26 protein-coding genes are annotated in these 25,847 nt (G+C 46.0%); 9 read left to right on the forward strand and 17 right to left on the reverse strand.

Features of this window, described 5'->3' with window-relative positions; genetic code table 11:
- Positions 1 to 263: 263 nt before the first annotated feature.
- The 6 genes from NIT79A3_RS14220 to NIT79A3_RS14245 all read right to left on the reverse strand — a co-directional run bounded on the left by NIT79A3_RS14220 (position 264) and on the right by NIT79A3_RS14245 (position 5,767).
- Positions 264 to 845, reverse strand: a complete 582-nt coding sequence (locus NIT79A3_RS14220) for a hypothetical protein (protein WP_013964657.1) — start codon at positions 843 to 845, stop codon at positions 264 to 266.
- Between the two features lie 66 nt (positions 846 to 911).
- Positions 912 to 1,496 carry a hypothetical protein gene (locus tag NIT79A3_RS14225; protein ID WP_013964656.1) on the reverse strand — a complete coding sequence of 195 codons (585 nt, stop codon included), beginning with the start codon at positions 1,494 to 1,496 and terminating at the stop codon, positions 912 to 914.
- A gap of 169 nt (positions 1,497 to 1,665) precedes the next feature.
- The gene (locus NIT79A3_RS14230) at positions 1,666 to 2,928 is read right to left on the reverse strand and encodes a methane monooxygenase/ammonia monooxygenase subunit B (protein WP_013964655.1); all 1,263 of its coding nucleotides are present in this window, start codon (positions 2,926 to 2,928) and stop codon (positions 1,666 to 1,668) included.
- Positions 2,928 to 3,752 carry a methane monooxygenase/ammonia monooxygenase subunit A gene (locus NIT79A3_RS14235; RefSeq protein ID WP_013964654.1) on the reverse strand — a complete coding sequence of 275 codons (825 nt, stop codon included), beginning with the start codon at positions 3,750 to 3,752 and terminating at the stop codon, positions 2,928 to 2,930. The genes NIT79A3_RS14230 and NIT79A3_RS14235 overlap by 1 nt, the downstream gene beginning before the upstream one ends.
- Before the next feature lie 180 nt (positions 3,753 to 3,932).
- The gene (locus NIT79A3_RS14240; RefSeq protein ID WP_013964653.1) at positions 3,933 to 4,742 is read right to left on the reverse strand and encodes a methane monooxygenase/ammonia monooxygenase subunit C; all 810 of its coding nucleotides are present in this window, start codon (positions 4,740 to 4,742) and stop codon (positions 3,933 to 3,935) included.
- A 491-nt stretch (positions 4,743 to 5,233) separates the two neighbouring features.
- Entirely contained in the window at positions 5,234 to 5,767 is a 534-nt protein-coding gene (locus NIT79A3_RS14245) for a hypothetical protein (RefSeq protein ID WP_013966858.1), read from the reverse strand.
- A 164-nt stretch (positions 5,768 to 5,931) separates the two neighbouring features.
- Between NIT79A3_RS14245 and NIT79A3_RS14250 the strand changes: the two genes are divergently transcribed.
- Complete coding sequence (locus tag NIT79A3_RS14250) at positions 5,932 to 7,098, forward strand: IS4 family transposase (RefSeq protein ID WP_013966332.1); 1,167 nt, start codon at positions 5,932 to 5,934, stop codon at positions 7,096 to 7,098.
- Here NIT79A3_RS14250 and NIT79A3_RS14255 read toward each other — a convergent pair.
- Entirely contained in the window at positions 7,091 to 7,813 is a 723-nt protein-coding gene (locus NIT79A3_RS14255) for a peptidase M10A and M12B matrixin and adamalysin (protein ID WP_013966859.1), read from the reverse strand. The two genes, NIT79A3_RS14250 and NIT79A3_RS14255, sit on opposite strands and share 8 nt — an antisense overlap.
- 195 nt (positions 7,814 to 8,008) lie before the next feature.
- Here NIT79A3_RS14255 and NIT79A3_RS14260 point away from each other — a divergent pair, with 195 nt between their 5' ends.
- A complete protein-coding gene (locus NIT79A3_RS14260) occupies positions 8,009 to 9,313 on the forward strand; it encodes an IS5 family transposase (protein ID WP_013966860.1) in 1,305 nt (434 codons plus the stop codon).
- A 166-nt stretch (positions 9,314 to 9,479) separates the two neighbouring features.
- On the opposite strand, the gene NIT79A3_RS14265 is transcribed toward NIT79A3_RS14260, so the two are convergent.
- Both NIT79A3_RS14265 and NIT79A3_RS18415 read right to left on the reverse strand, forming a co-directional pair.
- On the reverse strand, positions 9,480 to 10,706 hold the full coding sequence (locus NIT79A3_RS14265; RefSeq protein ID WP_348225635.1) for an NAD(P)/FAD-dependent oxidoreductase: 1,227 nt from the start codon (positions 10,704 to 10,706) through the stop codon (positions 9,480 to 9,482).
- A gap of 45 nt (positions 10,707 to 10,751) precedes the next feature.
- On the reverse strand, positions 10,752 to 10,973 hold the full coding sequence (locus tag NIT79A3_RS18415) for a twin transmembrane helix small protein (protein ID WP_348225636.1): 222 nt from the start codon (positions 10,971 to 10,973) through the stop codon (positions 10,752 to 10,754).
- Positions 10,974 to 11,098: 125 nt separating this feature from the next.
- Here NIT79A3_RS18415 and miaA point away from each other — a divergent pair, with 125 nt between their 5' ends.
- Positions 11,099 to 12,061 (forward strand): tRNA (adenosine(37)-N6)-dimethylallyltransferase MiaA, encoded by a 963-nt coding sequence (gene miaA / locus NIT79A3_RS14270; protein ID WP_013966863.1) that lies wholly within the window; start codon positions 11,099 to 11,101, stop codon positions 12,059 to 12,061.
- A 196-nt stretch (positions 12,062 to 12,257) separates the two neighbouring features.
- Positions 12,258 to 12,593: a BON domain-containing protein gene (locus NIT79A3_RS14275; RefSeq protein WP_013966864.1), complete on the forward strand. Its 336-nt coding sequence runs from the start codon at positions 12,258 to 12,260 to the stop codon at positions 12,591 to 12,593.
- 69 nt (positions 12,594 to 12,662) lie between these two features.
- Here the strand turns inward: NIT79A3_RS14275 and dapD are convergent, their stop codons facing one another.
- The 4 genes from dapD to rlmJ form a co-directional block, all read right to left on the reverse strand.
- Positions 12,663 to 13,484, reverse strand: a complete 822-nt coding sequence (dapD, locus tag NIT79A3_RS14280; protein ID WP_013966865.1) for a 2,3,4,5-tetrahydropyridine-2,6-dicarboxylate N-succinyltransferase — start codon at positions 13,482 to 13,484, stop codon at positions 12,663 to 12,665.
- Positions 13,485 to 13,506: 22 nt separating this feature from the next.
- On the reverse strand, positions 13,507 to 14,703 hold the full coding sequence (gene dapC / locus NIT79A3_RS14285) for a succinyldiaminopimelate transaminase (protein WP_013966866.1): 1,197 nt from the start codon (positions 14,701 to 14,703) through the stop codon (positions 13,507 to 13,509).
- A gap of 187 nt (positions 14,704 to 14,890) precedes the next feature.
- On the reverse strand, positions 14,891 to 16,912 hold the full coding sequence (locus NIT79A3_RS14290; protein ID WP_013966867.1) for a CopD family protein: 2,022 nt from the start codon (positions 16,910 to 16,912) through the stop codon (positions 14,891 to 14,893).
- A gap of 206 nt (positions 16,913 to 17,118) precedes the next feature.
- A complete protein-coding gene (gene rlmJ, locus NIT79A3_RS14295) occupies positions 17,119 to 17,991 on the reverse strand; it encodes a 23S rRNA (adenine(2030)-N(6))-methyltransferase RlmJ (protein WP_013966868.1) in 873 nt (290 codons plus the stop codon).
- A gap of 210 nt (positions 17,992 to 18,201) precedes the next feature.
- Here rlmJ and NIT79A3_RS14300 point away from each other — a divergent pair, with 210 nt between their 5' ends.
- From NIT79A3_RS14300 to NIT79A3_RS14310, 3 genes are all read left to right on the forward strand, one after another.
- A complete protein-coding gene (locus tag NIT79A3_RS14300) occupies positions 18,202 to 18,900 on the forward strand; it encodes an SDR family oxidoreductase (RefSeq protein WP_013966869.1) in 699 nt (232 codons plus the stop codon).
- Between the two features lie 108 nt (positions 18,901 to 19,008).
- Positions 19,009 to 19,452: a hypothetical protein gene (locus NIT79A3_RS14305; RefSeq protein WP_013966870.1), complete on the forward strand. Its 444-nt coding sequence runs from the start codon at positions 19,009 to 19,011 to the stop codon at positions 19,450 to 19,452.
- Positions 19,449 to 20,210 (forward strand): DUF1829 domain-containing protein, encoded by a 762-nt coding sequence (locus tag NIT79A3_RS14310; protein WP_013966871.1) that lies wholly within the window; start codon positions 19,449 to 19,451, stop codon positions 20,208 to 20,210. The genes NIT79A3_RS14305 and NIT79A3_RS14310 overlap by 4 nt, the downstream gene beginning before the upstream one ends.
- A gap of 148 nt (positions 20,211 to 20,358) precedes the next feature.
- Here NIT79A3_RS14310 and NIT79A3_RS14315 read toward each other — a convergent pair whose 3' ends face one another.
- The 4 genes from NIT79A3_RS14315 to polX form a co-directional block, all read right to left on the reverse strand.
- Positions 20,359 to 20,808 carry a hypothetical protein gene (locus NIT79A3_RS14315; RefSeq protein ID WP_013966872.1) on the reverse strand — a complete coding sequence of 150 codons (450 nt, stop codon included), beginning with the start codon at positions 20,806 to 20,808 and terminating at the stop codon, positions 20,359 to 20,361.
- A 121-nt stretch (positions 20,809 to 20,929) separates the two neighbouring features.
- Entirely contained in the window at positions 20,930 to 21,430 is a 501-nt protein-coding gene (locus tag NIT79A3_RS14320; protein WP_013966873.1) for a hypothetical protein, read from the reverse strand.
- A gap of 45 nt (positions 21,431 to 21,475) precedes the next feature.
- Positions 21,476 to 22,120: a phosphoribosyltransferase family protein gene (locus NIT79A3_RS14325; RefSeq protein ID WP_013966874.1), complete on the reverse strand. Its 645-nt coding sequence runs from the start codon at positions 22,118 to 22,120 to the stop codon at positions 21,476 to 21,478.
- Between the two features lie 18 nt (positions 22,121 to 22,138).
- Positions 22,139 to 23,872 carry a DNA polymerase/3'-5' exonuclease PolX gene (gene polX, locus NIT79A3_RS14330; protein WP_013966875.1) on the reverse strand — a complete coding sequence of 578 codons (1,734 nt, stop codon included), beginning with the start codon at positions 23,870 to 23,872 and terminating at the stop codon, positions 22,139 to 22,141.
- Positions 23,873 to 24,007: 135 nt separating this feature from the next.
- On the opposite strand from polX, the gene NIT79A3_RS14335 reads away from it, so the two are divergent.
- Entirely contained in the window at positions 24,008 to 24,415 is a 408-nt protein-coding gene (locus tag NIT79A3_RS14335) for an archease (RefSeq protein WP_013966876.1), read from the forward strand.
- Complete coding sequence (locus tag NIT79A3_RS14340; RefSeq protein WP_013966877.1) at positions 24,412 to 25,839, forward strand: RtcB family protein; 1,428 nt, start codon at positions 24,412 to 24,414, stop codon at positions 25,837 to 25,839. Before NIT79A3_RS14335 ends, NIT79A3_RS14340 begins: the two co-directional genes overlap by 4 nt.
- Positions 25,840 to 25,847: the final 8 nt, after the last annotated feature.

Genomic DNA, 25,847 nt, shown 5'->3' on the forward strand with positions numbered 1-25,847 from the left:
GACTATCTCTTCGCGGCGACTCAAACTTAAACTAGGCTTCGTGCACACTCACGGAGTTTACTTGGAACAACAGTGTTTATATCGCTAGCAATGTAACAAAATACAAAATCAACTGCCTTTTCAGCCAAAACCCTAATGATAGTTATCTTGTGCTATTTTCTGCTCGATTCTTCAGCTTTGGCATATCCAACATTCTTTTCTCATGAGTATGAGCTCAATAATCCCCGCTTATTTTTAAATCTTAATACAGATTTACAACCACTTTAAGCTGCAGTTTGTTTATCTGATTTGCGTTTGCTTCGCATATAGAAGAAAACGCCAATTGCAAGCACCAGCACAACCGGTGCAATTATTGCCGATTTAGGTGTTGGACGGCCTTCTCCTACTGAGAATGGAAAGCGTGACACATAATCCTGTGCACCACCTGTCACTGTCACCAGTCCTACAAATTTACCTTTCTCCGGGAAAGTATGGTCTACAGTTATTGATGCCGTTGGGTATACCTTCGGCGGTAAATGAAATACTGTTATCGCATCCAGATTCTCTTCTGATCCCGTGTCACGAATAATCCGTACTTCCGTTTTTAGTGGGCGCAATTCTTCTTGGATGTAATCCAGTGCGATCACTGTTTTTCCAACTTCCGGGATGTCTTCACAGAACTCTTCTTCTTGTGAGAGGGGTTGATAGCCCGTAAAGTGCATTCTGTAGGGCCCTACTGTCAATACACACATATCTTCCGCCAAAGCCAAGCCGCCATGCGCTTGTACTTGCGCTGTGAACATCATGCTCATTGCAAATAATACTGTCAATATTGCTTGCTTTATATCTATTATTCTTGCTGACATTGTTTGAATTTCCTGTCGATAAATGGTTAGTTTATGATGACTTTCTTTTAGGTGTCATCGTGTAATTCAGCTTTTCTTTGCACGACGCGAGGCTATCCAGTCTCTGAAACGCCTTGATCTGATGAGTTTATACCCAAGTATTGTTGTCAGCAATAGGCCGACTGCTGGTCCTATGGTTGCTCTGAATACTTCTGCATAATTAATCATTTCTACTCGCAAGTGATACTCATAGTTCAGTGGCGGCACTCCTTCCGCCGTGACCACTACGAGATATTTCCCTGGGTCCAACGCGCTGCTCATGCTGATGACACCATCTTGATACAGTGCAGGTCGTGCATTTGTGACGGTTTCTCCTTCACTTGCTTTGCTGCCTTTGATTACCTTTACGCCAATTGGCATATCACGCAATGCTGGATCTACTAAATCTATAACGAGTACGGTGCTGCCTGCCTTGGGTATATCCGTGCAATAATGTCCGCCTTCATCTACCTGTGGCTGGTAGGTACTGAGGTGAATCATGTTCTCGCCGATCCGGCGCATACAGCTGTCTTCTTCCATGGCAACTTTGCCATGTGCGCTAACTGTATTTGTGTAAAGTGCCATAACAAGTATAAAGACTGCGATCCCTGCTTGTGTTATTTGTCTTGTCACGACAAATCCTCCTCTTGGGTAAGCGCCTCTAATTTTGCCTGTTCTTCTAGTGTCCGCATTCTCTTTGTGTAGTACCCTAAATTTTACTTTGTTCTCTTCTACTGATAAAAAAGCCGGTACACCGGCTGTCTTGCGACAGTGGTGTACCGGCGTTGATGCTTAACTAAGCTTATAGCTTGGTAAAGACTGGGATAACTGCACCAGCAATACTATTAATATAGCGATTGCCTTCTTGGTCCCAGGTCATCAGTAAGCCACCAAAGCGGCTTTCTGGGTCACCCAACAGTGCCATCAAACGTTGTACTTCCCACAACGCATCTTTGGCTTCCATCTTAACTTCACGGGTTTCTCCAGGCTGAATTCCTTTGTCGTCATCCATTGATAAACCAGTTGCTACCAGTTCTCTTGGATAATCTGGATCCAGGTGTTGCTGTCCCAATTTGTTAACAAAACGTACACCTGCTGTGGTGAATTCACCGATGTTGACCGCTGAGTCTCCATTGTTGGTGATTTCCATGGTCACACGTAATGCGCGGCCTGGTACGTCATAGTTAGCATGTGTTACTTTGATTGCAACTGGGTTCGGTGCAATCGGCATTGGTGCTACTTTAGATTCACCAGCTTGGATCGGTACTGTGTATGGGTGCACGCTTTCTGTATAACGATAGCCTCCCCATACCACTGCACAGGTCAGGATCGCAACTGCCAATCCAACTTTTCTGTCCGTTGGTGATGTCAGTAACTCATCACCATACGCCAGCAATACACGGCTACGTGGCAGGAACATCGGTTTCGCTACAAAGTAGCCAATCCAGAAGCAGCCGATAGCTAGCCATAATACATGCCAGAATATGCCATTGCTGAAGTTGAAATTCTCCAGGTCAATGGTTTTACCAGTCAGTGTGGTGATTGGGTTGGTGAAGTCATCCCAACTTCCAGAGATGTTCATCCAAGAGGCTGGGCCTGCAATAGGTCCTGCGTCCTTGATGTTTACCATCGCGTGCATGTGATGACGTCCTGGAATCCTTGCTTTCAGTTTCACTTCAAATTCATAGTCACGTCCAATTTCCAGTGGGCCTGATATGAAGGTCGGTTCGCCATTCAGCTTGGTGCTTAAACGTACAAACACCGGGCTAGGACTTCCTACGTTAAAAAATGCACGTGTTGGCTTACCTACCGCACGTGGCCAATCTTCTGCTAAGTGAAACTTCCCTGTCATGGTAGCAATGTCATTGACTTTGGTGACTTTCGGTTGCCATTTCAAGTCGTACCATTGAATACTACGCATACGCAGGAACGGTTCTTGTGAACGTTCACCGTGTGCCGCTGCCGGTGCTACGTCTACTACCAGCGTTACCGCCAGTGATGCCGCTCCTATCGCAGCTCCATACAGGCCTAATACGCCCAGCTTTAAAATGCTTTTTATATTCATTATTTGATCCCCTGTGCAAAGCCTTTTTCACCAAAAGCTGTTACGTCGTTCTTCATAGAGATACGACCTCTTTCACCTTTAACATAGTAGAAAGCGGTGCAATATAATTTGCCAAAGTACCACCATACACAGAACATCAGCATGGATACAAAAGCCCCGAAGAAGGCCGCAATCACTGTGGTGTGTCCACCAAACGTACGCAGTGAGCCTTGTTCAATCAAGCGCACATATTCCGGTGTACCAGTCCGCACATACAGGAATCCTGTGTAGTCAGCTACTGACAGTAATACACCTTCTACTACCACTGGTAAGTGGGTCGGGCCAAATATCGGCCAGTTGCCTGGATAGAAAAACAATCCCCAGAAACCACCGCCTAACAGTGCTGTAATCAGCCAGTTACCCGTCAACAGTAAAACTGTATCTAACATCAGCGCACCAGGAATCATGGTTGATGGCAATACAAAGTTGATTGGGTAATGTGACCACCAGTAGAAGCCCCAGTAACGGGTCAGCCATTCACCTACTAACAGGCATACGATACAGAGTGTCGCGCCAAATGGCAGGCGATAGTTTACCCACAGGTAATACTGAAGCGCTGCACAGTACATGATACCTACAATCGGTGTTACAACAGGCCACCATTGACGGTCTTTCCAGTCAAGCCAAAAATCCCAGTCTCCTGCCAGTAGCATGAAGTGCATGTGATAGGTACCAACCAGAAGAATACAGAGAATTGGAAAATACACCGCATCTATATATCTGGACATTCTGACTGCTTCTGGCGGCATCTTTGCCGCTGCTAAAATTTCGTCTGTTCTACTCACTAGACCCTCCCTTCTTCTTTTCGTGTGATATTAAATATGAAAACTCTTTGACGATTCCTTTACTACTACTTTGCTGCTAATTCGTCGTCGCGATACATTTCGTTTCCATAACTGCAAGTAACTTAAATCTCTTTACCACTCCTATCTCTCTTCGAGACAGGAGTGGTAATCTCGCCTAGATTAAGGAACTATCCGGTTGTTCAGAATCTCTTTGCTTGAGTTATTCCAGATAACGTCGGTCAGGTTGGAGTAACGGGTGATAATTTGTGCTGCGATACCACCTGAAAACAAGCCTGCCCAGCCCAGAATCACAAAGCCCCAGTGCAATGGCGCACTGAACAGTTCTTCCATGAACCAGAATGCATGACCCCATTCGTTCAATCCTACGTTAGGCAGAATCATCAATGGGCCTGCAATTGCCATAACCAGCGGGAATGATGTGCCGCGGCTATACAGTGGCAAACGGGTCATCGCGTACAGGTATGAGGCTATGCCACATACGATGTACATCGGGAATGAGCCGTAAAACACCACTACGTGACTTGGCGTGAAGCTAGTGTCACGAATAATCACTTGGTGCCACGATGCATCTTGTTCGGTGAAGAAGCTTCCGCCCCAGTAAACACCAAACAAATACACACCCAGCCACATCATCCAGTAGAAATAACGTTTGATCTCTAACTTTGGATCCAGGTTGTCCAGTTGTTCTTTCGTGTCACGGGTCTTCAGGATCCAGCCCCAGGTGATCAAAGCAAATAAAGGCATCAGGGTCATGTGTACGCGCCACAGTCCCATCCACACTTTGTCAAATTCCGGTTCCATCGAGTCCATGCCGTGTGAATATGCAAATGTCCTTTGATACCAGATCCAAAATATCGCCACCAATAACATGGTGAGCATTCCTATCTTGTAGTACTTTGAGTCGTACCACAGCGACATGTCATAGTTAGCGCTCGAACTTGCGCTCGTTGTGCCATAAGTTGTTGCCATGTTTCTATCTCCTAACTGTTAATCAAAACTACTTCCCGTTCTTACTACTTCTTATCACTTTTAATACTAATTAATTAGTACTGCTTTAAAATTCGGCAGCTAAATCTTCCCTGCTTACTTCTCTCAATTTAGCTACACCTCTCAGGCTAGTCGACCTTGGGGTTTAAAGTCAAGTCATTTGTCATAAAATCTCCTACCTTCCCCAATGGTCTTACACCCCAATATTCAAACTTTTTCCTTTACTCACAATAAGTAAAGGGATAATTGCCTTCCTCCAAAATTTTGTGAAATTTTCTGTAGGCACTTCCAAATTTACCTCATTGCTAGCCAGAAAAATTGATATCAGGGTATCATGCAATTACCTCAAAACGCATCAACGAAATTCATCTGATATTGATAAACTACTTCATAGAACTAGCTAATAAAATAGCCAATAAAAACATTACTAACCATTATATTAACCAAATTTTTCCTGCTTAAACAAAGATAAATTATGGCCTTATTGTAATAATGACCGAATCTTCATAAGTAGCATCGTGAATAATATTCATATTATTATCAACTGCAAAGCTGATAATATATTTTCCGGGGGGTAGATTAAGTGTATCGCTATCAAAAAGTGTAAATGAAGCAATGTTCGCTAAGGGTCCACCAAAAACTCTTATGGGTGTTTCTGATGCAACAAATTGAAATTGATCATTGAACCAATATATCGTCCCTGCTGGAGTTATTGCCTTGATCCAATAATCGGCCAAATTCCCGACACTTTTATTCGGGTTTAGCGCAACCAAAATTGTCAGATCTTCACCTTGCTTTAATTTGACTAAATCCGATGTTCCATTGGCGACCACTGAGACTTCCGGAAGATGTGAATCTGTAACAGCCAATTCCTGATTAAAGAACCATGAATAATCACTATTGAATGAAATATGTCCTGAATTAATGACAATATGAGAATCATTATCACCTATATACTGCGCACTGACCTCACAGGCAGAAAAAGGAGTTTTGTTATCAAAAACCAAAACAATATTTGCATTTTCAGTAATTCCTACATACTGCCAGTAGTGTCCGGAGATTCGAGAATTGTCGCATGATAACTCGTTGAACGACCATTACTAAATGACATATTTTTCTGTAATCGATTTCAACTTGCGCCAAACTTCTGACTTTTGTCAGGAGACTGCATATGCACGCAGGGAAATTGGTGTTTGCCCAATTAATGGAGCACCTGCCTTTGCGCACGTTTCATCAGTGCGTAGCCAGATATTCAGGTCGATATCCAACACTCAAGTTCTCGCATCTCGACCAGTTTCTGTGCATGGCTTTCGCACAACTGACTTACCGCGAGAGTCTGCGCGACATCGAAACCTGTCTGCGCGCCCACCAAGCCAAGCTCTACCATTTGGGCATACGAGGCAACATCGCCAAGAGTACGTTGGCTGATGCCAACGAGCAGCGCGACTGCCGCATCTATATGGATTTCGCGATGAGCCTGATCCAGACAGCCAGAAAGCTTTACGCCAGCGACAGCTTTGCTGTCGAGCTGGAACAAACGGTCTACGCACTCGATACCACGACCATTGACTTGTGCTTGAGCGTCTTTCCGTGGGCACGCTTCCGCTCCACCAAGGCTACCGTTAAGATGCATACGCTGCTTGACCTGCGCGGCAATATTCCAACCTTCATTCATATCAGCGATGGCAAGATGCACGAGGTCAATGTGTTCGACATCCTGACACCCGAAGCTGGCAGCTTTTACATCATGGATCGGGGCTTCACCGATTTTTCTCGCTGGTACACCATGCACCAAGCACAAGCATTTTTTGTAACACGCGCTAAATCCAATCTGCTTTTTCGCCGCGTCTACTCTCGCTCCGTGGACAAATCCACCGGACTGCGCTGTGACCAAACCATTGCCCTAAGGGCTCCCAAGGCTAGCAAGGATTATCCTCAGCACCTGCGGCGTATCAAGTTCTACGATGCAGAACACGACAAGCATCTGGTATTTCTAGCCAACAACTTCGACTTACCTGCGCTGACCATCGCTCAGCTTTATCGTTGTCGCTGGCAGGTCGAACTATTCTTCAAGTGGATCAAGCAACATCTTCGTATCAAGCGTTTCTACGGAACTACTGAGAACGCAGTCAAAACGCAGATATGGATTGCCATATCGGTTTATGTCTTGGTTGCCATCGTGAAAAAGCGGCTCAATACCGAAGCTTCGCTTTACACAATTCTACAGATTTTAAGCCTGACTCTTTTCGAGAAAACACCTATCGATCAATTGGTTAAAAATACCGAGGTGCAAATAACCATGTCGAAAAATAATAACCAACTGAATCTATTCAATTAAATCTCCGGACACTTCTGACATACTGCAGTAGTACTGTATAGTCATCGCTCGTCCCTGCAAGCATATCAAGACCACTCATACCCAAACGTAAGGTTGCCACATCATCACTAGTTAAGGTACGCCTTGACTCGCTTGCTTGGATACCTTGCTGCATTACTGCCTCAGTTTTCTCCAATCCGAATAATTTCGATACACTGCGATCACCATTGACTACATACTGATCACGCAAAGGTAGATCGTCAAGATTCTGACTATATGTTGTCTTATCAATCACTATTGGCAAAAGAAAAGGATTATTAATTCCTTTTAAAAACCAATATAAATTCACATCATCGCCACGTATGTCATCTCTGGAACCAATGACTCCATCAGTACCGCTATTTAAATCAAATAAATTATTGGCGCCTTTGGTAGAGGCCGTATAATTTTTATTATCATCGGCAAGACCTGATTCCGACGCCAAATTGGGATGCGAAAGCCCAATACAATGCCCCAGCTCATGAAGAGCAACAGACTCAAAATCAAAGTGATTTTCAGGAATACTATTTCCTGATGTGATTACATTCCCGGTTGTAGGCACTAATTGATTCCAAATGTTAATAGCATTCTGAAGAGGTATTTCCATCCTATCCGCATGGAGTGAGGAAGGTAAAATACCTACTGTTATAATCAGTTTTCCCCCTGTTCCATCATAGCCAGTTGGATGAGTTATCACATCAATCCCGTAAACATCTCCGGCGAATTCAAAAACCCCTGCTTTTGTTGGTTCTAATAATATTAGTATAATTAGTCAGCCCTGAAATATCCACAAGCACTTGATACTATGCTTGAATGATCTGATTCTTAATGCTCATAACGACCGGAAATGTTAAAATATCCAAGTGTTTTCTGGTCGAAATGGTGATTAAAAATGCTAAGACATAGCAGTACGATTCATCAACCGAATTTGTTTGGAACAGATTTGTTGATGCAACTTGATCCCAATGATTTGTTGCTGAAGCTTGCATCAGCGATACCCTGGCAAGAATTTGAGGAATCATTTTCCATCCATTACACGACGGCGGCAGGTGCGCCGAGTAAGCCGATCCGGCTGATGGTTGGGTTATTGATACTGAAGCAGTTAGAGAATCTGAGTGACGAATCGATAGTATTGCAGTGGAAGCGCAATCCTTATTACCAGGCTTTTTGCGGCATGAAAGAATTCCAGCAAAAGCTGCCTTGCCATAGTACGGAGCTAGTACATTTTCGCAAGCGCATAGGTGCGCAAGGTGTAGAGCGGATTTTCCGGATGAGCGTTGGTTTGCATGGGGAATCGGCGCTGGAAGATGTGGTTCATGTTGACACGACTGTGCATGAGAAGAACATCACGTACCCGACGGATAGCAAACTAGCGATCAAGATTATCAATCGCCTCAACAAGATTGGCCCCGCCCACGGCATTTCACAGCGGCGCACTTTCGTCAAAGAAGTGAAGTCACTGCGCCTGGATATTCGGCACTACCGGCACGTGAAGAAAAGAGCTAAGGCCAAACGCGCATTAAAGCGGCTCAGAACCATTGCAGGTGTATTGATACGGGAACTCAGGAGAGAATTACCGCAACACTGTCTGTTTGAATGCTATCAACGGGACTTTCTATTGTATGAGCGCGTATTACGGCAACAGCAAAACGATAAGAACAAGATCTACTCATTGCATGAACCGCAAGTGTACTGTGTCGCCAAGGGGAAAGACCACAAACAATATGAGTACGCTAGCCAAGCATCGATCGCCAGTACCGCAAAAGGTAATCTGATCGTCGGCGTAATCAGTCACGAACAGAATCTGCATGACAGCAATACGTTACCAGAGATCCTGCGTCATGTTGAGATTTCGCGCGGGAAAGCAGCCAAGCAAGCCGTATGCGATCGCGGCTACCGCGGCAAACGTGAAGTCAATGGAACCCAGATCATTTTGCCCGGAAAAGGACTCAAGAAAGATACCCGATACCAGAAAGACAAGAAGCGGAAACAGTGCAGGAGGCGTGCCGCGATTGAACCCATTATCGGCCACCTGAAATCGGATTATCGAATGGCGAGGAACTATCTGAAAGGCGCTATTGGCGATCGCAGCAACCTGCTGATGGCTGCTGCCGCCTGGAATCTGAAACAATGGCTGCTGGCCATTTTTTGGCTCTTTTTCCCATGGCGAAAACTGCAAATTTATCGGATTCCTTGATGGAAATTTAAACTACCAGGGCATGCATTTTAGTAAGCAAGAGTTTCCCCAGGCAGCTTTTCCAGAACAACTGTCGTTTGATACTTTTTCAGGGTCGACTAATTAGCGTGAGTAGAACCCTAGAAAGATGATCGCTAACACTTTTGATGGACATTTTGTTAGTAATCTAGGCAACCTGCCCGGCTGCGTAACCCGAAGACCAAGCCCACTGAAAATTAAACCCACCCAAGTGACCGGTCATGTCGACTACTTCTCCAACAAAATACAAACCTGGTATGCGCTTGGATTCCATGGTTTTGGATGATAATTCATGTGTATCAACCCCCCCCAGCGTCACTTCTGCTTTTTTATAACCAACTGTTCCAGTTGGAGTAATCTTCCAATCATGGAGTTTATGTGCAACCTGGCGCAAATCAACTTCACGATATTGGTTCATAGGTTTTGCAGTCAAAGATAGTTGAGCAAACATTGCTGAACACCACGCCTGCACAAACCGTTTAGGCAAATAATGTGCCAGCAAATTGGATAACAGCATCGCACTATGTCTGTGCGCCAAAAAAATTTGCTGAACATCCTGGTTCGGTAACAGATTAATATGGATTAATTCCCCCGGTTGCCAGTAGGAAGAAATCTGTAAGATAGCTGGCCCACTCAAGCCACGATGCGTAAATAATATGCTTTCACGGAATGCGTTGCCCCTGCAACTCACTTCAGCATCCATCGCTACGCCTGGAATATCCTTAAAACTGATAAAGTCTTCAACTGCAAAAGTCAAACCGACCAAGGCAGGACGTAAGGGCGTCACACGAATACTAAATTGACTCGCAATTTGATAACCCAAACCACTGGCACCAATTTGCGGGATGGATAAACCACCTGTGGCAATTACTAATGAGCTCGCTTCTATAATATTGCGTTCAGTCGTCAGTATGAATTTCCGCTCGGTATGCCGGGTTTCTTTATCTGCTGGGAGATATTCGACTTGCTTTAGCTGAGAAGGCATCTGCCAATCCACACCAACTGCTGCGCATTCACGCTGCAGCATATCAATGATTTGCTGTGAGCTGTCATCACAAAACAATTGTCCTGATTTTTTCTCATGATAGCGAATATCATGTTTCTCAAGCAATGCAATAAAATCCTGGGGTGTAAAACGAGCAAGTGCAGAACGGCAAAAATGAGGATTACCGGAGAGAAAGTTTTCGGCCTTGGCATCACGATTGGTAAAATTGCAGCGGCCACCGCCGGAGATACGGATTTTTTCTGCCAACTTACGGGCATGATCAACCAGCATCACACTGCGACCCCGTTTGCCGGCTTCAATCGCGCACATCATTCCTGCAGCACCCGCACCAATGATAACCACATCTTTGGAGATTTTTTTCAAGAGCATTGATCGCAATGCATGCATCAAGGCTTTCTTGCAAGAGAAAGCTTCTTAATCAGACATCATATCCAAACGAGTTGATATCATCATGACAATAAACAGAAAAAGTGACAAACCAACACGTATACCCAAGGACCTGACCATACGTGGCGATTGACCTTTATCTTTATACATGTAATACAGAGCCGATCCCAGGTTATATAATATAAGGACAAATATTACCGCTGCGAAGATTTTCAATGGCTTGTTCCCACGAGAAGTTAAATTTTTCAAAGTTTAGCCGAGTTTTGCTGATTGTCCAATGACTATTTAATTTTTAAATTCTAATCATTCACAGCATCAACTGAGTCGTCATTAGACCGATACTTCGTTTCAACATTCATCACTTAAAACCTAAAATGCAATATTCAACACCCTTGCCATTCGCTATTTTTCTGATGGGACCAACCGCAAGTGGCAAAAGTCAAATAGCTCTGGATATTGCTGACAACTTTCCTGTTGAGATCATTAGCGTTGATTCTGCCCAAGTCTATCGACATTTAGATATCGGAACAGCTAAACCAGAACCAGCAACCCTTATCCGAGTACCTCATCACCTGATTAATCTAATCGATCCAGACCAGCACTATTCTGCAGCACAATTTCGTAGTGATGCATTAAATATCATGCATGAAATTACACTGCGCAATAAAATTCCATTACTTGTAGGTGGTACCATGCTTTACTACCGGGCGTTGCAAGATGGACTTTCGATATTGCCATCGGCGGATAAGAATCTTCGCCTGATGCTTGAAAACATGGCCAAGGAATTGGGCTGGCCAGCCATGCATCAAAAGCTCGAAGAACTGGATCAGGAAACTGCAGCACGTATCAAACCAACGGATAGTCAGCGCATTCAACGCGCTTTGGAAGTATGTTATCTAACCCAACAACCGATGTCTGAGATTCTCAAAATCCCCAGACAAACAAATTTTCCTTACCGTAAAATAAGTATTGCACTCATCCCAAGTAATCGCAGTCAGCTACACCTGCGCATCGCAGAACGCTTTGAAGCCATGTTGAGCCATGGATTAATTGATGAAGTTCAATCTATTCGAAAACGATTTTCACTTAGCCTGGAATCCCCATCGATGCGTTGTGTCGGTTACCGCCAGACCTGCCTTTACCTGGATAACAAAATAAATAGCACGGAATTACATGACATGGGGGTTGCTGCCACTCGACAATTGGCTAAGCGACAACTCACATGGCTACGTAGCATGAAAACTGATGAAGTGAAAGAATTTGATTGCCTGACGAGTGATTTAACCGCTCAAGTACAACACTTTTTACATGCAGCAATAGAAAAGTGCACATTTTAAGTACTGAAGACATCTCCATTACCACATTTTGATTACACCGGCTTGTTTATGTCCCGCCTGTAGCGTTATGATTCCATACATGCCAGAGGGGATAAATAACATACATAGATGAGAAGTGGCTGCCATAAAAACAAAACAATTACGTTACAACATTCACATGCAATTTCAAGAAAATCATTGATAGGAAAAAAACACCATGCAAACTCGTTATAAATTATTTACTTTTTCCATACTCCTCATGAGTATACTCACACTGAGCGGTTGCGAAAACTATGCAGAAAAAACACATGAATCCTGGGTTACACCACCGCCAGGAGCCGTTTATGATGATTCAACTATTTTTGCCCGCATCACCCAAGCCGTGCAATCAGATCCTGTGTTACAAGGCGCTAAAGTCGAAATTAAGGTCAACGATGGCAATGTCGTTTTAAGTGGCACGGTCAATAATGAAGACCAACTTACCCGTGTCAATATGCATACCTGGATTGTAGACGGGGTAAAAAAAGTAGATAACCAGATCGTCAAAAAATAATCTTAAATACCCAATAAAAATCCCCTCATAAGGGGATTTTTATTATATCTTTATATTTCTAGAAAATTTTCAGATTCCACGCAGCAACTCATTAATACCCGTTTTTGACCGGGTCTTGGCATCAACCTGTTTAACAATCACTGCACAATACAGACTGTATTTTCCATTCTCAGCCGGCAAGTTACCTGATACCACAACCGATCCCGGCGGAATACGGCCATAACTAACTTCACCCGTTTCGCGGTTATATATTTTTGTACTCTGGCCAATATATACACCCATCGAAATCACTGAATTCTCACCGACAATCACACCCTCCACCACTTCTGAACGTGCCCCGATAAAACAATTATCCTCAATAATTGTTGGATTTGCCTGAACCGGCTCCAACACACCTCCGATGCCAACACCGCCGGATAAATGCACATTCTTGCCAATTTGCGCACAGGAACCCACTGTTGCCCAGGTATCAACCATGGTACCCTCATCCACATACGCGCCAATATTGACATAAGACGGCATCAGAACCACATTGTTAGCAATAAACGAACCTTTGCGTACGGCTGCAGGTGGCACCACACGGAAACCGCCGTCACGGAAATCCCTGGAACTGTAATCAGCGAATTTTGACGGTACTTTGTCAAAATAGTTGGAGAAACCGCCTTTGATGAAACTATTGTCTTCGATACGAAATGACAGCAGCACGGCTTTCTTGATCCATTGATGCGTCACCCAATCGCCATTGATTTTCTCGGCCACGCGTAGTTTGCCGCCATCGAGCATATTGAGCACTTGCGCGATAGATTCCTTCAGATTGGCATCGACATTACGCGGGGTAATATCAGCACGGCGGTCAAAAGCTTCTTCAATGATGGTTTTCAATTCATTCATAATTTTTCCTAATAATTTAAATTCAGCTCAGTTGAATCACCAAGCTCTTGATTCTGTTCATGGCCTCGATACATTCCTGCGGTGAAGCAACCAGCGCAATCCGTACATAATTTTTTCCCGGATTCATGCCATGCGCATCACGTGCCAGATAGCTGCCCGGCAGCACCGTAACATTATAATCTTGATAAAGCCGTTTGGTGAATTCAGTGTCATTGACCGGTGTTTTAATCCACAAATAAAAACCCGCATCCGGCATCTGCACCGCCATCGTATCCGACAACAGTGCTATCGATGAAGAAAATTTCTGCGCATATAAACGACGATTCTCCACCACATGCGCTTCATCACTCCACGCTGCGGCACTCGCCGCCTGAGCGGCTGGATTCATCGCAGAGCCATGATAAGTCCGGTACAGCAGGAATTTTTCCAGTAGCGTAGCGTCTCCGGCCGCATACCCGGAACGCAACCCCGGCACATTTGAGCGTTTCGACAAACTATTGAATACCACCAACCGCGGAAAACCAGAACGGCCCAGTCGCTGCGCAGCATCCAGCGCCCCTAAAGGCGGATCTGTTTCATCAAAATATATTTCTGAATAACATTCATCCGAAGCGATCACAAAACCATAACGATCCGACAACGCAAACAATTCCCGCCATTCATCCAGTTTCATCACGCCACCTGTTGGATTGTTCGGCGAGCACACATAAATCAACTGCGTGCGTGACCACACTGCATCGGCTAATTGTGAATAATCCAATCTGAAACGATTTTCCGGCAATGTGTTAATAAAATAGGGAGTAGCGCCTGCCAATAGCGCGGCACCTTCGTAAATTTGATAAAAAGGATTGGGGCAAACCACCACCGGATGATTGGCACTGGGATCAATCACCGCCTGCGCAAAAGAAAATAAAGCTTCACGGCTGCCATTGACGGGAATGATTTCTGTGTCTGGATTGATACCGGGCAGGTTAAATCGTCGATTGATCCACGCCGCGATGCTATTCCTCAGCGTCGGCGTTCCCAGCGTGGTCGGATAAGTGGATAAACCATCCAGATTATCTATCATCGCATGACGAATAAAATCGGGTGTCGCATGCTTGGGCTCACCAATCTGCAAATCAATCGGGTGCAGCGCAGTGTTGCGTATTACCCCCTCAAACAGTTGGCGCAGCTTCTGAAAAGGATAAGGTTGTAACTGATTCAGATTTGGATTCATTCGCTATTAGCTGCAGTGCTTAGTCATAAATTGTCACACTGATTGCCCCGGAAGATTAGGATTATTGTTTTGTGTAGGGATTATAAAACGCGCTTAGAAGAATGACCAACTTAAATAGTAAAGCGTAATAATGTAGTTGTGCCAGCTTGTTTGGCTTCTAACCTCGGTTGATCTTCAGTGCGGCACATCAATGCGCATGATCGCCTGGCGGCGGCATAATCTCGCCTTCTTGATTGAGCTGAGTCAATTGCAGCGTTAAAGCACTGATATTCTGCCAGCCAAACCCTTCAAACTGAGCAACCCATCGGGCGCGCAAATATCCGAAACGGTCGGTTACAAACTCCATATGCCCTGGAAACATACCTTTTCTCGACAGATCGGGAACCGTTCTAACACGCCGGTATAACCAGTAGCTGTCTTTGATTTCCGACCAGCCTTCAGTAACTACTGGGAAAGGAGCGATACTGACGATTTGCTGTAATTCCTGCTCATTAAGTGCATGAATTGGAACCGCCAGAATCTCAGTATTAAGCGCTTTTATTCTGTCATAAGATGCAGCCAGTTGAAAAAATCGTTCCTTTGATTGCGGCCAGGAGAATAACACCAGCACCACATTTTTTTGCAAGCGAAAATCCTTTAAATTGCCATCGGAACCATCACTTGCAGAATAATTAAATACTGGTGATGCAATCACCGGACTCTCTGGGACGATCATGCTTCCCAGTAAGCGCGCATCAAAACCGCGCGACAACGCGTGGAGAAAATTGATAAGATCCCAGCGGTCGTCTTCGGACAAAGACGCAGCAAAACCCGGCATTTTTGTTCCCGGAATACCCTGCGATAGCTGGTGAAAAACGTTACCCACGGTATATTTAGCCGTATGCTCCTCGGTCAAAAGATCCGTTGGATCTCTGACCTCCGGATCTACGATAGTGCCAGTTCCTTTGCCTTGCGGGCCATGACAGTTTGCGCAATGCTCACTAAACAACCGGAACCCATTCGAGATTGAAATCGCATCGAAAGGAACGGTTGGTTTCAGATAAGTTTCAGGATAAGCCTCAATGGCCAAAGGCGGCAAAGCGATCGCCATCGAACTGATTCCCAATAAACCCGGAACCAGAATTCTTTTCATTTTGTTCCAGTTATTTTTTGCGCCCAGCCAAACCGTACCCAGTGCAACAAGAAACAGCACAACACCCGACCACACCATTTCCTGCACATTCGGCTCATCCCATGTCGCACTGATCGAGAAACGGAACGGATAAGGCCAATTCTCGATCATCGTATGTTTGGCAGGAAGTGTATTAGCCAGGATAGTTGCAATCAGAACCAGTAATAGCGCCAGAATAAATTCGATGCCGACCCATTTTTTTAAATGGATAACACCTTCATTATTCTGTTGTGTATTTCCTTCTAAAAGCATAGGCAGCCACTTATTACGCGCCTGAAAGGCAATTACCAGAATAATTGCCAAAATACTCAGTTTGGCATTCAATAACCAGCCATAAGGACTGGAAACCAGTGTGTGATAAAAGGTTTCAACTAAACGATCAGTTACAATCAGACCAGTCACTACCAGTAACACCATAGCGGGTAACGCAATTGCCGAGAATTTCTTCAGATAGTTTGCAATTGTCAGATTGGATGGCTTACCTGGCTCACTATGATTACTATACAAAATAAACAAAAATGCCGGCAATGCGCCAAACCACACACCAGCAAACAGAATATGCAACGCATAAGGCGCAACCGCCTGAAACGACATCTCATCCGCGCTGGAATGACTCATGAGTGCGCCTGCTATCAAAGGAAGCGACGCGACACCAGCCCATAAAAAATAATGCCATCGTTCCCGATGAATACGCCGAAACAACAAAATAACACCCAATAACACGCATGCCAAAAGCGCGCGAGCCACCCAGATATGCCCAATTTGCGTTTGCTGCACAATTTTCAGCCAGGCTGCCGGGCTCCAGAAATTGGCTAAATTCGCGGTTGCTTCGCTCGTTGTGGTAGCCAAAATACCGATGAGCCCCAGCAAGACCGCGCCTGCTAACCACGGAAATCCCTTTTCCAGCCGCATAACCCACGGCGTCTCAAAAATGGTTTTTTGCGACCCGATAATGGCAAAAAAAACGCAACTTCCAAACAAGATCAAATTGGCGGTCAGTTGCGACCACCGGGCAAATGCAGCAATGGTTTCAATCATGGTTTTACAATAGGAATTATTATAATTATTTTGACAACACCGGTATCTAGGGAGTTTGCCGGATATGCAGCACCGGAAAAATTCTGGATTTCCCGGATTCAACAGAATATCCGTAAAACATTTTACAAAAATGCGATAGCCTAGCGTAGCGCCGCATGATATTCAAGGCATTTTAAGGCTATCTGCCACTCAGATGGGTAGCGTTGTCATTGCCCCAGATTGCCTGAATGAGAGTTTGATTCGTGCTTCTCAAGAATGAAATGTGCTTGTGCATCCTGCGCTAATTGCCGGACGAGATAAGGCATCACCTCCTGCAATATCCCATAAAGTGTCCACGGCGGGTTGAACACAAACATGCCGCTACCATGCATACCGAAGCCGCCTTTACCCGGCGTCTGCACACTGAGCGCAACATGCAGCCAACTCTTCATGGGTAATCGCTTGAACTGCTCGGGCAACTGTTTTGCCTCAACGCGCTGCAACTGCGGATACCACACCGCATAGATACCGTTGGCAAAACGCTTCAATCCTTCTCCCAGCGCCGAAATGACGCGACGATAATCCTGTTTATCCTCGTAAGGCGGATCAATCAACACCAGCGCGCGGCGTGATGGAGGGGGCAACAAAGCCTTCAACGCACCAAAACCATCGGTACTCTGCACTTGCACCCGTGCACCCTCGGCGGCAAAGTTTTGTAAAAGGATTTCGCTATCCGCCGGATGCAGCTCAAACAACCGCAGCCGATCCTGCTCACGCAACAAGTGCAGCGCGAACAATGGCGAACCGGGATACAACTTCATCTGCTTGTCCGGATTGATGTTTTTCACCAGCGACACATAATCGGCCAGCGCACCCGGCAAATCGTCGCGATCCCACAAACGGGCGATACCACTTTCGTATTCCGCATTCTGTGCAGCAAAGCCGCGATCCAGCACATAGCAGCCTGCGCCAGCATGGGTATCGATATACCAAAACGGTTTATCTTTCTGCATCAGATGACGCAGCAATTGCACTTCAATCAAATGTTTCAGGACATCGGCGTGATTGCCTGCATGAAAGGCGTGTCGGTAACTCAGCATGGATTGGATTGAAATTTTCTCGGATTTACATCTTCAGACTGGGTTGATGCTATCAGCTTTTGCTGGGATATTGTGAGAAAACAACGTGCTTTGACACCATGATCTTGCAACAGCCGTTTCGAAAGTTATCAAGCATTGTAAAATAAGCGCCATTGAAGTTTGGATTTAAGCGCTAAAACACAGATTATCGAATAATTATAAGGAAAAGACATGAAAACAGCATTAATTACAGGAACAAATCGTGGCATCGGACTTGAATTTGTCCGGCAATATGCCAAAGATGGCTGGCGTGTTTTTGCTTGCTGCCGCAATCCGGTAACAGCGGAGGCACTGAATCGTTTGGCCGCGCAATATCCGGATCAGATAACTGTCCATCCTCTGGATGTAACCAGCCATCATCAGATTGAACAGTTATCGCAAGCTTTATCCAATCAGACGATTGACTTATTGATCAATAATGCCGGTGTCTATCCGCCAGAACACGGCGATTCCTTTGGAACAACGGATTATGCCGCATGGTCTTATTCCTTTGCGGTCAATACAATGGCACCGCTAAAAATGGCCGAAGCATTCATTCAACAAATTTCCACAAGCCAGCTAAAAACCATCATCACCATCACCAGCAAAATGGGGAGCATCGCAGACAATCGTGGCGGCGGCAGCCACATTTACCGCTCCAGCAAAGCGGCGGTCAATATCGTAATGAAAAGCCTGTCGATTGACTTGGATTCAAGCCGGATTACCGCAGTATTACTCCATCCGGGATGGGTCAGAACCGACATGGGCGGCCCGAATGCATTGATTACTACCGAACAAAGCGTCACCGGCATGCGCGCTGTCATCAGCAACTTGAAATTTTCGGATTCCGGGAAGTTTTATGCATTTGATGGGCAGATTGTACCTTGGTAACCAAAGATATTCCGTCATCCTGGTAGGATGTCTCGTATCAAGCTATCATTCCAGTTCCTTAGCGATTTGGCATGTCAAATAAATACAATAAATTTTAAGGACAGAGTAGTGACCGAAGATTCGTTTTCTCAAGCTGATGCCGAAGCATTGCTTCGGATGGAAAAGATTTCCGCCAGTATCCAACCATTCTACTTTCCAGGCTTGGGAGGTCGATTGGAGATACCGTTATCTTCTCGCGATCAACGGGAGAGCTTTTCGCTTGATATTAATCAGAAGCGAATCTCATTAAAAACAGGATTTCAAACACGAGGACGTCAAGTTATAGTGCTAGCGCGGCTTGATTTCGCTTCCCCTCATCGAAACCCAGATGGTGTCGAAGTGGGAATTCCCCACCTTCACCTCTATCGTGAAGGCTATGGCGACAAATGGGCGTATGACATTCCCGACGGGATGCTGAGCAATCCTGATGATGTATGGCAGGTACTTCAGGACTTTATGCTTTACTGTCACATTATGGAAAAACCAAATATCATTAGAGGATTATTCGCGTGACTACGACAGATGATCTTATCGGCCGATATTACGACTGGCTCAAAGCTAAAACTGCGTGGCGAGAGATTGATGACTGGATTGAAATAACAACACCTTACCTGGATCGGCACAACGATTACATTCAAATTTATTTACGACAACAAGGTAATGAATGGACACTCACGGATGATGGCTACACACTCACGGATCTGGCTCAGTCAGGCTGCATAATTGATACCCCCCACCGCAAGGCGCTTCTTCAAGCAACGCTGAATGGTTTTGGCGTACATCAAGTTCATGATGCAATTGAGATAAAAGCTACCGAAGACAATTTTTCTTTGCAAAAACACAATTTGTTGCAGGCTATTCTTGCTGTAAATGATCTGTTTTATGTGACACGGACTAATGTTGAGAGTTTTTTCTTTGAAGACGTAGCCCTCTGGCTTGACAAAGCGGATGTACGGTATACACCAAGGGTTAATTTTATTGGTCATAGCCGCTTCAACCATCAGTTTGATTTTGTTATACCGAAGTCTCGGCATGAACCGGAAAGAATATTACGGGTTATCAACAACCCAAATAAAGATAATGCCAAAAATGCAGCCTTTGCCTGGCTGGATACAAAAGACGTTCGTCCAGCTGATTCGCTAGCCTTTGCTGTACTGAATGATCGCGAACACAAAGTCACGAATGCAATAGAAGATGCTCTCCAAAGTTACGACATTACTCCAATTCTATGGTCGAAACGTGAAAATTTCAGAGATCGCCTCGCGGCATAATTGGAATCATGTTGCAACACGCAAGGCTCACGAGTCAATAAGCAAAACGCATATAGAAATATTTCATTCATTGCAGCAGCAATGACCGTATACCATAGTGCTAATACGATTTCTCGGGAAGATACTTCTTGATTAATCTGGATGACCCTTAAGCCGAACCCATATACCAATCAGGAACTGCTCCCTTATATTGCTGCAAGCTGCGTTCAGCGATGCGCAATTTGTTCAGCAGCACAGTCAATTGAGAATAAAACTGGTCGCTTGCCATCAACTGCTGCCATTCGTCACCATCCGGATCGTCTTCATCGAGATTGCGCCAGAAAAGATTGCAAAAGTTATTGAAGGGAACCGGCCGTCCTGCGATTAAGTCGGCTTTTATTTTTTGATCTATCCAACGCTGCCGTCTGCTGATTAAATCTTCCGCGCCTTCACAGACAACAACCGATAGATAGGCATATAAATCCGATGTGCTTCGGATCTTTTCAAGTTCAGGAAACTTTTGTTTACTGATGGCATTTGCAATTAATTCTTGCAAAGCAATAGTCGAAATTTTAAGGCTTACACCCGTTTGCAATACGTAGATTTTATCGAGGTCCATAAATCAGTAAAAATAAATAAAGAAGCCGAAGCCAATGAACAATTCGATTGAGAATCGATGCTAAGGTTCATTTTTACTCAGAGGAATGGTAGTTGCAACAAAAAAGAAACGAATGATTATTCTATTCGTATCGTATAAACTCTTCTGCCAGGGCATCGGCGCCATGCCGGTCGATCAGCGCATCAATTTCTGCCAGCAAGACATCATCTTCATCCTCATCCAATACACCAGCGCCGACCAAACTTGCTAACAACCCAGAAATCATCGCATCTTTTACGGCCTCGAGTGTCGGCGGGTTTTCTTGATCCCTGTCATTAACCACGGCGTCAATGACTCGTGATAAGGGCTCACTGGCATTTTCCTGCACAAAGTCAATGGCTAGCGCCGATTCTCCAAATTCCTCGATCAATGCATTCAGCTCATCCAGCAATGATTCATTAATATCAAAATGGTGCCGCTCCTCTGTTTCAGTAAATGCATCGCTAAGCAGACCCGCAACAAAATCATGAATGGTGGCGAGCGTTATGTCCTGTCCCAGTTCTGACTTATTCACGCGATCTTCAATAAGCGCGGATAAATTAGAGCTGACACGGCTAGCTATATCAATCGGGTTTCGTATCATGGCAAACTCCTAGTAAATAATTTTCGATCAACAGAATACGCACAATTACTCCTTCTCTCGCCGATTTGACCCGGCAAGACAAGCAATCACTTCTTCATCGGTCACTTGCGGAAAATCCGCGTAAAACTGTCCTACCGCATAGAAATTGAGCGGCGATGACAAGCATACGGTTCGATCCGCTTTTCCTTCTAATTTCCTCAATGTCTCCGGCGGAGCGACGGGCACGGCGCAGATCAATTCTGCCGGTTTTTTGTTACGTAATGCATGCAGTGCGGCAATCATCGTCGATCCCGTGGCCAGCCCGTCATCGATGACAATGACAATCCGTCCAGCGGGATCAACCGGCGGATGCATAGGGGTGTATTGCGCACGCCGCTGTCGGATGGTTTCAAGCTGAACAGATACTTCCCGGTTGATGTAATCCTGATCGGCACCGGCTTGCTCGGCATACTCCGTCAGATAAACCCAACCGCTCTCATCAACAGAACCGATCGCAAACTCGGGATTGCCTGGTGCGCGCAATTTACGCACCAGCACCACATCCATTTCACCGTTCAATTCCTCAGCAATCACCTTGGCCATCGGCACGGCGCCTCGGGGAATCGCCAGTATCAGCGGATTTCTATCTTGATATTCAGAAAGCGCTTCCGCCAGTTTCCCGGCTGCTGTGATACGGTCGGAAAAAATCATAATAACTCCTTAACATAATTATGACATGGTGCGATTGATTAGGAGACGCAATTCCTTCAAGGAACGGGTATTCAGTACATCATGTTTCTCCAGCCAGCCACGCCGCGCTTGCCCGATGCCAAAGCGCAGATTGGCGAAATCGTAAACGCTATGGGCATCGGAATTAATGCTGACTAACACACCTTCTTCCTTGGCCATTTGACATTGGGTGTCGAGCAAATCTAGTCGTTCCGGATGCGCGTTCAGTTCCAAAAAGCAACCGCGATTTCTGGCTTCGCGAATAATGCGCAGCATGTCGACGTCATAAGGCGCGCGGCGCTGAATCAAGCGTCCTGTCGGATGTGCCAGCAGGGTAAAATACGGATGCTGCATGGCGCGCAAAATGCGTTCCGTTTGTTTGGCTCGCGACAGATTAAAACTGCTATGCACCGCACCCACGACCATATCCAACCGTGCCAGCGCGCTATCCGGCAAATCCAGACTGCCATCCTCCAGAATATCCACCTCAATGCTCTTAAGCAAGGTAATTCCTTTTAACTCGGCATTGAGTTGATCAATTTCATCGCATTGTTGCGCCAGTTTCAATGGATCAAGACCATGCGTGAAAGCTAACCGGCGCGAATGCTCGGTAATCGCAATATACTCAAAACCATTCGATAAAGCCGCCTGCGCCATTTCACGCAAGCTGTTATGCCCATCCGTTGCCTTGGTATGCACATGCAAGTCGCCGCGCAGATCGGTTTGTTCCACTAATTGCGGCAATTTCCCTGCCCTTGCCATGGCAATTTCCCCGCGATTTTCACGCAACTCAGGGGGAATATAAGATAGTCCCACAGCGGCATATACTGATGCTTCCGTTTCACCCGCAATACGTGTTTTATCCCGGAAAACACCGTATTCATTGATCTTTAATCCACTCTTCTGTGCCATGCGCCGGATCGCAATGTTATGTGACTTCGAGCCGGTAAAATAATGCAGTGCCGCACCATAGGATTCTTCCTTGACGACGCGCAAATCCACTTGCAAGCCGCATTTAAGAATCACACTGGCGCGTGTGGGCCCTGCCGACAAGATTTCGGCCACCTCGTCGTAATTTGTAAAACGTTGCACCACTTGGCTTGTTGCGGTCGTTGAAGCTGTTGCGAGAATATCCAAATCGCCAACCGTTTCACGCATGCGCCGGTAACTGCCTGCCACAGTGACTTTCAAAACGCCTGGAATCGCCACAAGAAATTTTTCCAGCGCTTCCGCATATTGCGCTGCTATTGCCAATTTGAAGCGCCGTGTCTGATTGGCATGCACCTCGATCGCTTGCAGAATGTTGTTCTCGGTTTTTTCGCCAAAACCCGGCAAGGCGCGAATTCGACCATCACGCGCAGCCCGGTACAATTGTTCCAGCGTTTGCACATCGAGATCGTGATACAGCGCTTTGACCCGCTTAGGACCAAGACCGGGTATTTTCAGAAGTTCAGTAATGGCGGACGGCAGTTCGGTATGTAATCGATCCAGTAAGCTGCAATGACCGCTGCCGACAATTTCTTTGATTTTGCCAGCCAGATCGTCTCCAATACCCGGCAGCTCTGTCAGATCTTCACCTTTCTCCAATAAACGGGATACTTCCTGCGAGAACTCGCCTACCACACGCGCGGCGTTGCGATAGGCACGTATGCGAAACGGATTGGCACCCTGTATTTCCAGCAAATCGGCAATTTCCTCGAAGACAGCGGCAATATCAGCATTATGTTTCGGCATAAAAATCTCCTCATTTGTACTGTACTGCGTCTTAACACCTTGGAGAATTGATCTATCGCAACGGTTATTCAGATTAATACATTTCAATCTACAAAACTACTACAATGAAAAATCATGCATCTGGAATGATCAAACATGAGCTCATCGTATTTTGAACATGACGCTGACATTGGAATTATCGGCCGTGGTTTAACCATCGAACAGTCTTTCGAAGCGGCGGCGCATGCGGTTTTTGCGATTATTACCAATCTTGAGGTAGTGCAGCCGGATATTACAGTGACCATCGAGTTTGAAGAATCCGATATTGAACTGGCACTGGTGGTTTGGCTCAATCTTTTACTCGGTAAATCACGAGAGCTCGGCATGGTGTTCAGTCATTTTTATATCCGGCGCCAGGAGAATCGATGGCATGGAAAAGCGCTCGGTGAGAAATGGCGCGATGGATTGGAGCGCGGCGTTGAAGTCAAAGGCGCTACGCTGACTATGCTTGCGGTAAAACAAATCGGCCCGATCTGGGAATCTCGTTGCGTGGTGGACGTATGAATAGTCAACAATTACAGCAGTTGCACGCTTATCTCTGGACGCTCCCCAAAGCCGCCGGTGAAAAACGCGCAGAAGTATTGCTTTACGGTAATCAACCTTTGCTCGAAAGCATGGATGAAAAGGTATTGCAGCAAATTGCCAATGTCGCCGCATTACCTGGCTTGGCCGGTGCAGCAATGACAATGCCGGACGCGCATTGGGGGTATGGATTTCCCATCGGCGGCGTGGCGGCATTTGATGCGGAACAAGGCGGCATCATTTCAGCCGGCGGTGTCGGATTCGATATTTCCTGCGGCATCCGCTGCCTGCGCAGCAATCTCAATTTGCACGACGCCGCACCGCTTTTGCGTCAACTGGCGGATAGACTGTTCGCAACCATTCCTGCTGGCGTCGGTGAAGAAGGCAATATCAGTTTGAATCCGCACCAGCTCGACCAAGTACTACACGGCGGCGCGCAATGGGCTGTGAAACAGGGTTATGGTGATGCGGCCGATCTGGAATATGTGGAAGAAAATGGGCGTGTAGCCGGTGCTATACCGGAAAATGTCTCTGAACTGGCCAAAAAGCGCCAGCGTGGTGAAATGGGTACCTTGGGTTCCGGCAACCATTATCTGGAAGTACAGGTAGTAGAGCATATTTACGATGCCCTTACTGCGCAAGCTTTCGGCTTACACGAAGGTCAGCTAATCATTTCCATTCACTGCGGTTCACGGGGACTCGGGCATCAAGTCGGCACCGATTATCTGATGATGCTGGCCAAGGCGGCGAGTCGCCTCGGCATACACTTGCCCGACCGGGAGTTAGCCTGCGCACCGATAAAATCTCCGGAAGGCCAGCAATATATCGGCGCGATGAATGCCGCCATTAATTGCGCACTGGCTAACCGGCAAATCCTGACACATTTGACCCGCGCCACGTTTGCAGAAGTTTATCCGCATGCAGCGCTGGAAACACTGTTTGACGTTTCGCACAATACTTGCAAGGAAGAAATGCACGAAGTGGATGGCAAATCCCGATTGCTGCATGTGCATCGTAAAGGTGCAACACGGGCGTTTGCGCCAGGACATCCCAAACTGCCAGCACGTTATCGTGCAGCGGGCCAACCTGTCATCATCGGCGGCAGCATGGGTACCGGTTCGTATATTCTTGCTGGCACCAGCAGCAATCAGGCTTTTGCCTCATGCAGCCACGGCGCAGGCCGCGCGATGAGCCGGAACCAAGCATTGAAGCAATGGAATGGCCGTGCATTGATCAATGATCTAGCGCAACAAGGTATACTAATTCGCACTCGCTCAATGCGCGGCGCAGCGGAAGAAGCGCCGGGCGCTTATAAGGATGTCGACCAAGTGGCCGAGGTTACGGAACAAGCAGGATTGGCGCGCCGGATTGCCTTTCTGCGCCCGAAAGTATGTGTTAAAGGATAGTTTCTGAA

It is taken from the genome of Nitrosomonas sp. Is79A3 (genome assembly GCF_000219585.1).
Taxonomy (GTDB): domain Bacteria; phylum Pseudomonadota; class Gammaproteobacteria; order Burkholderiales; family Nitrosomonadaceae; genus Nitrosomonas.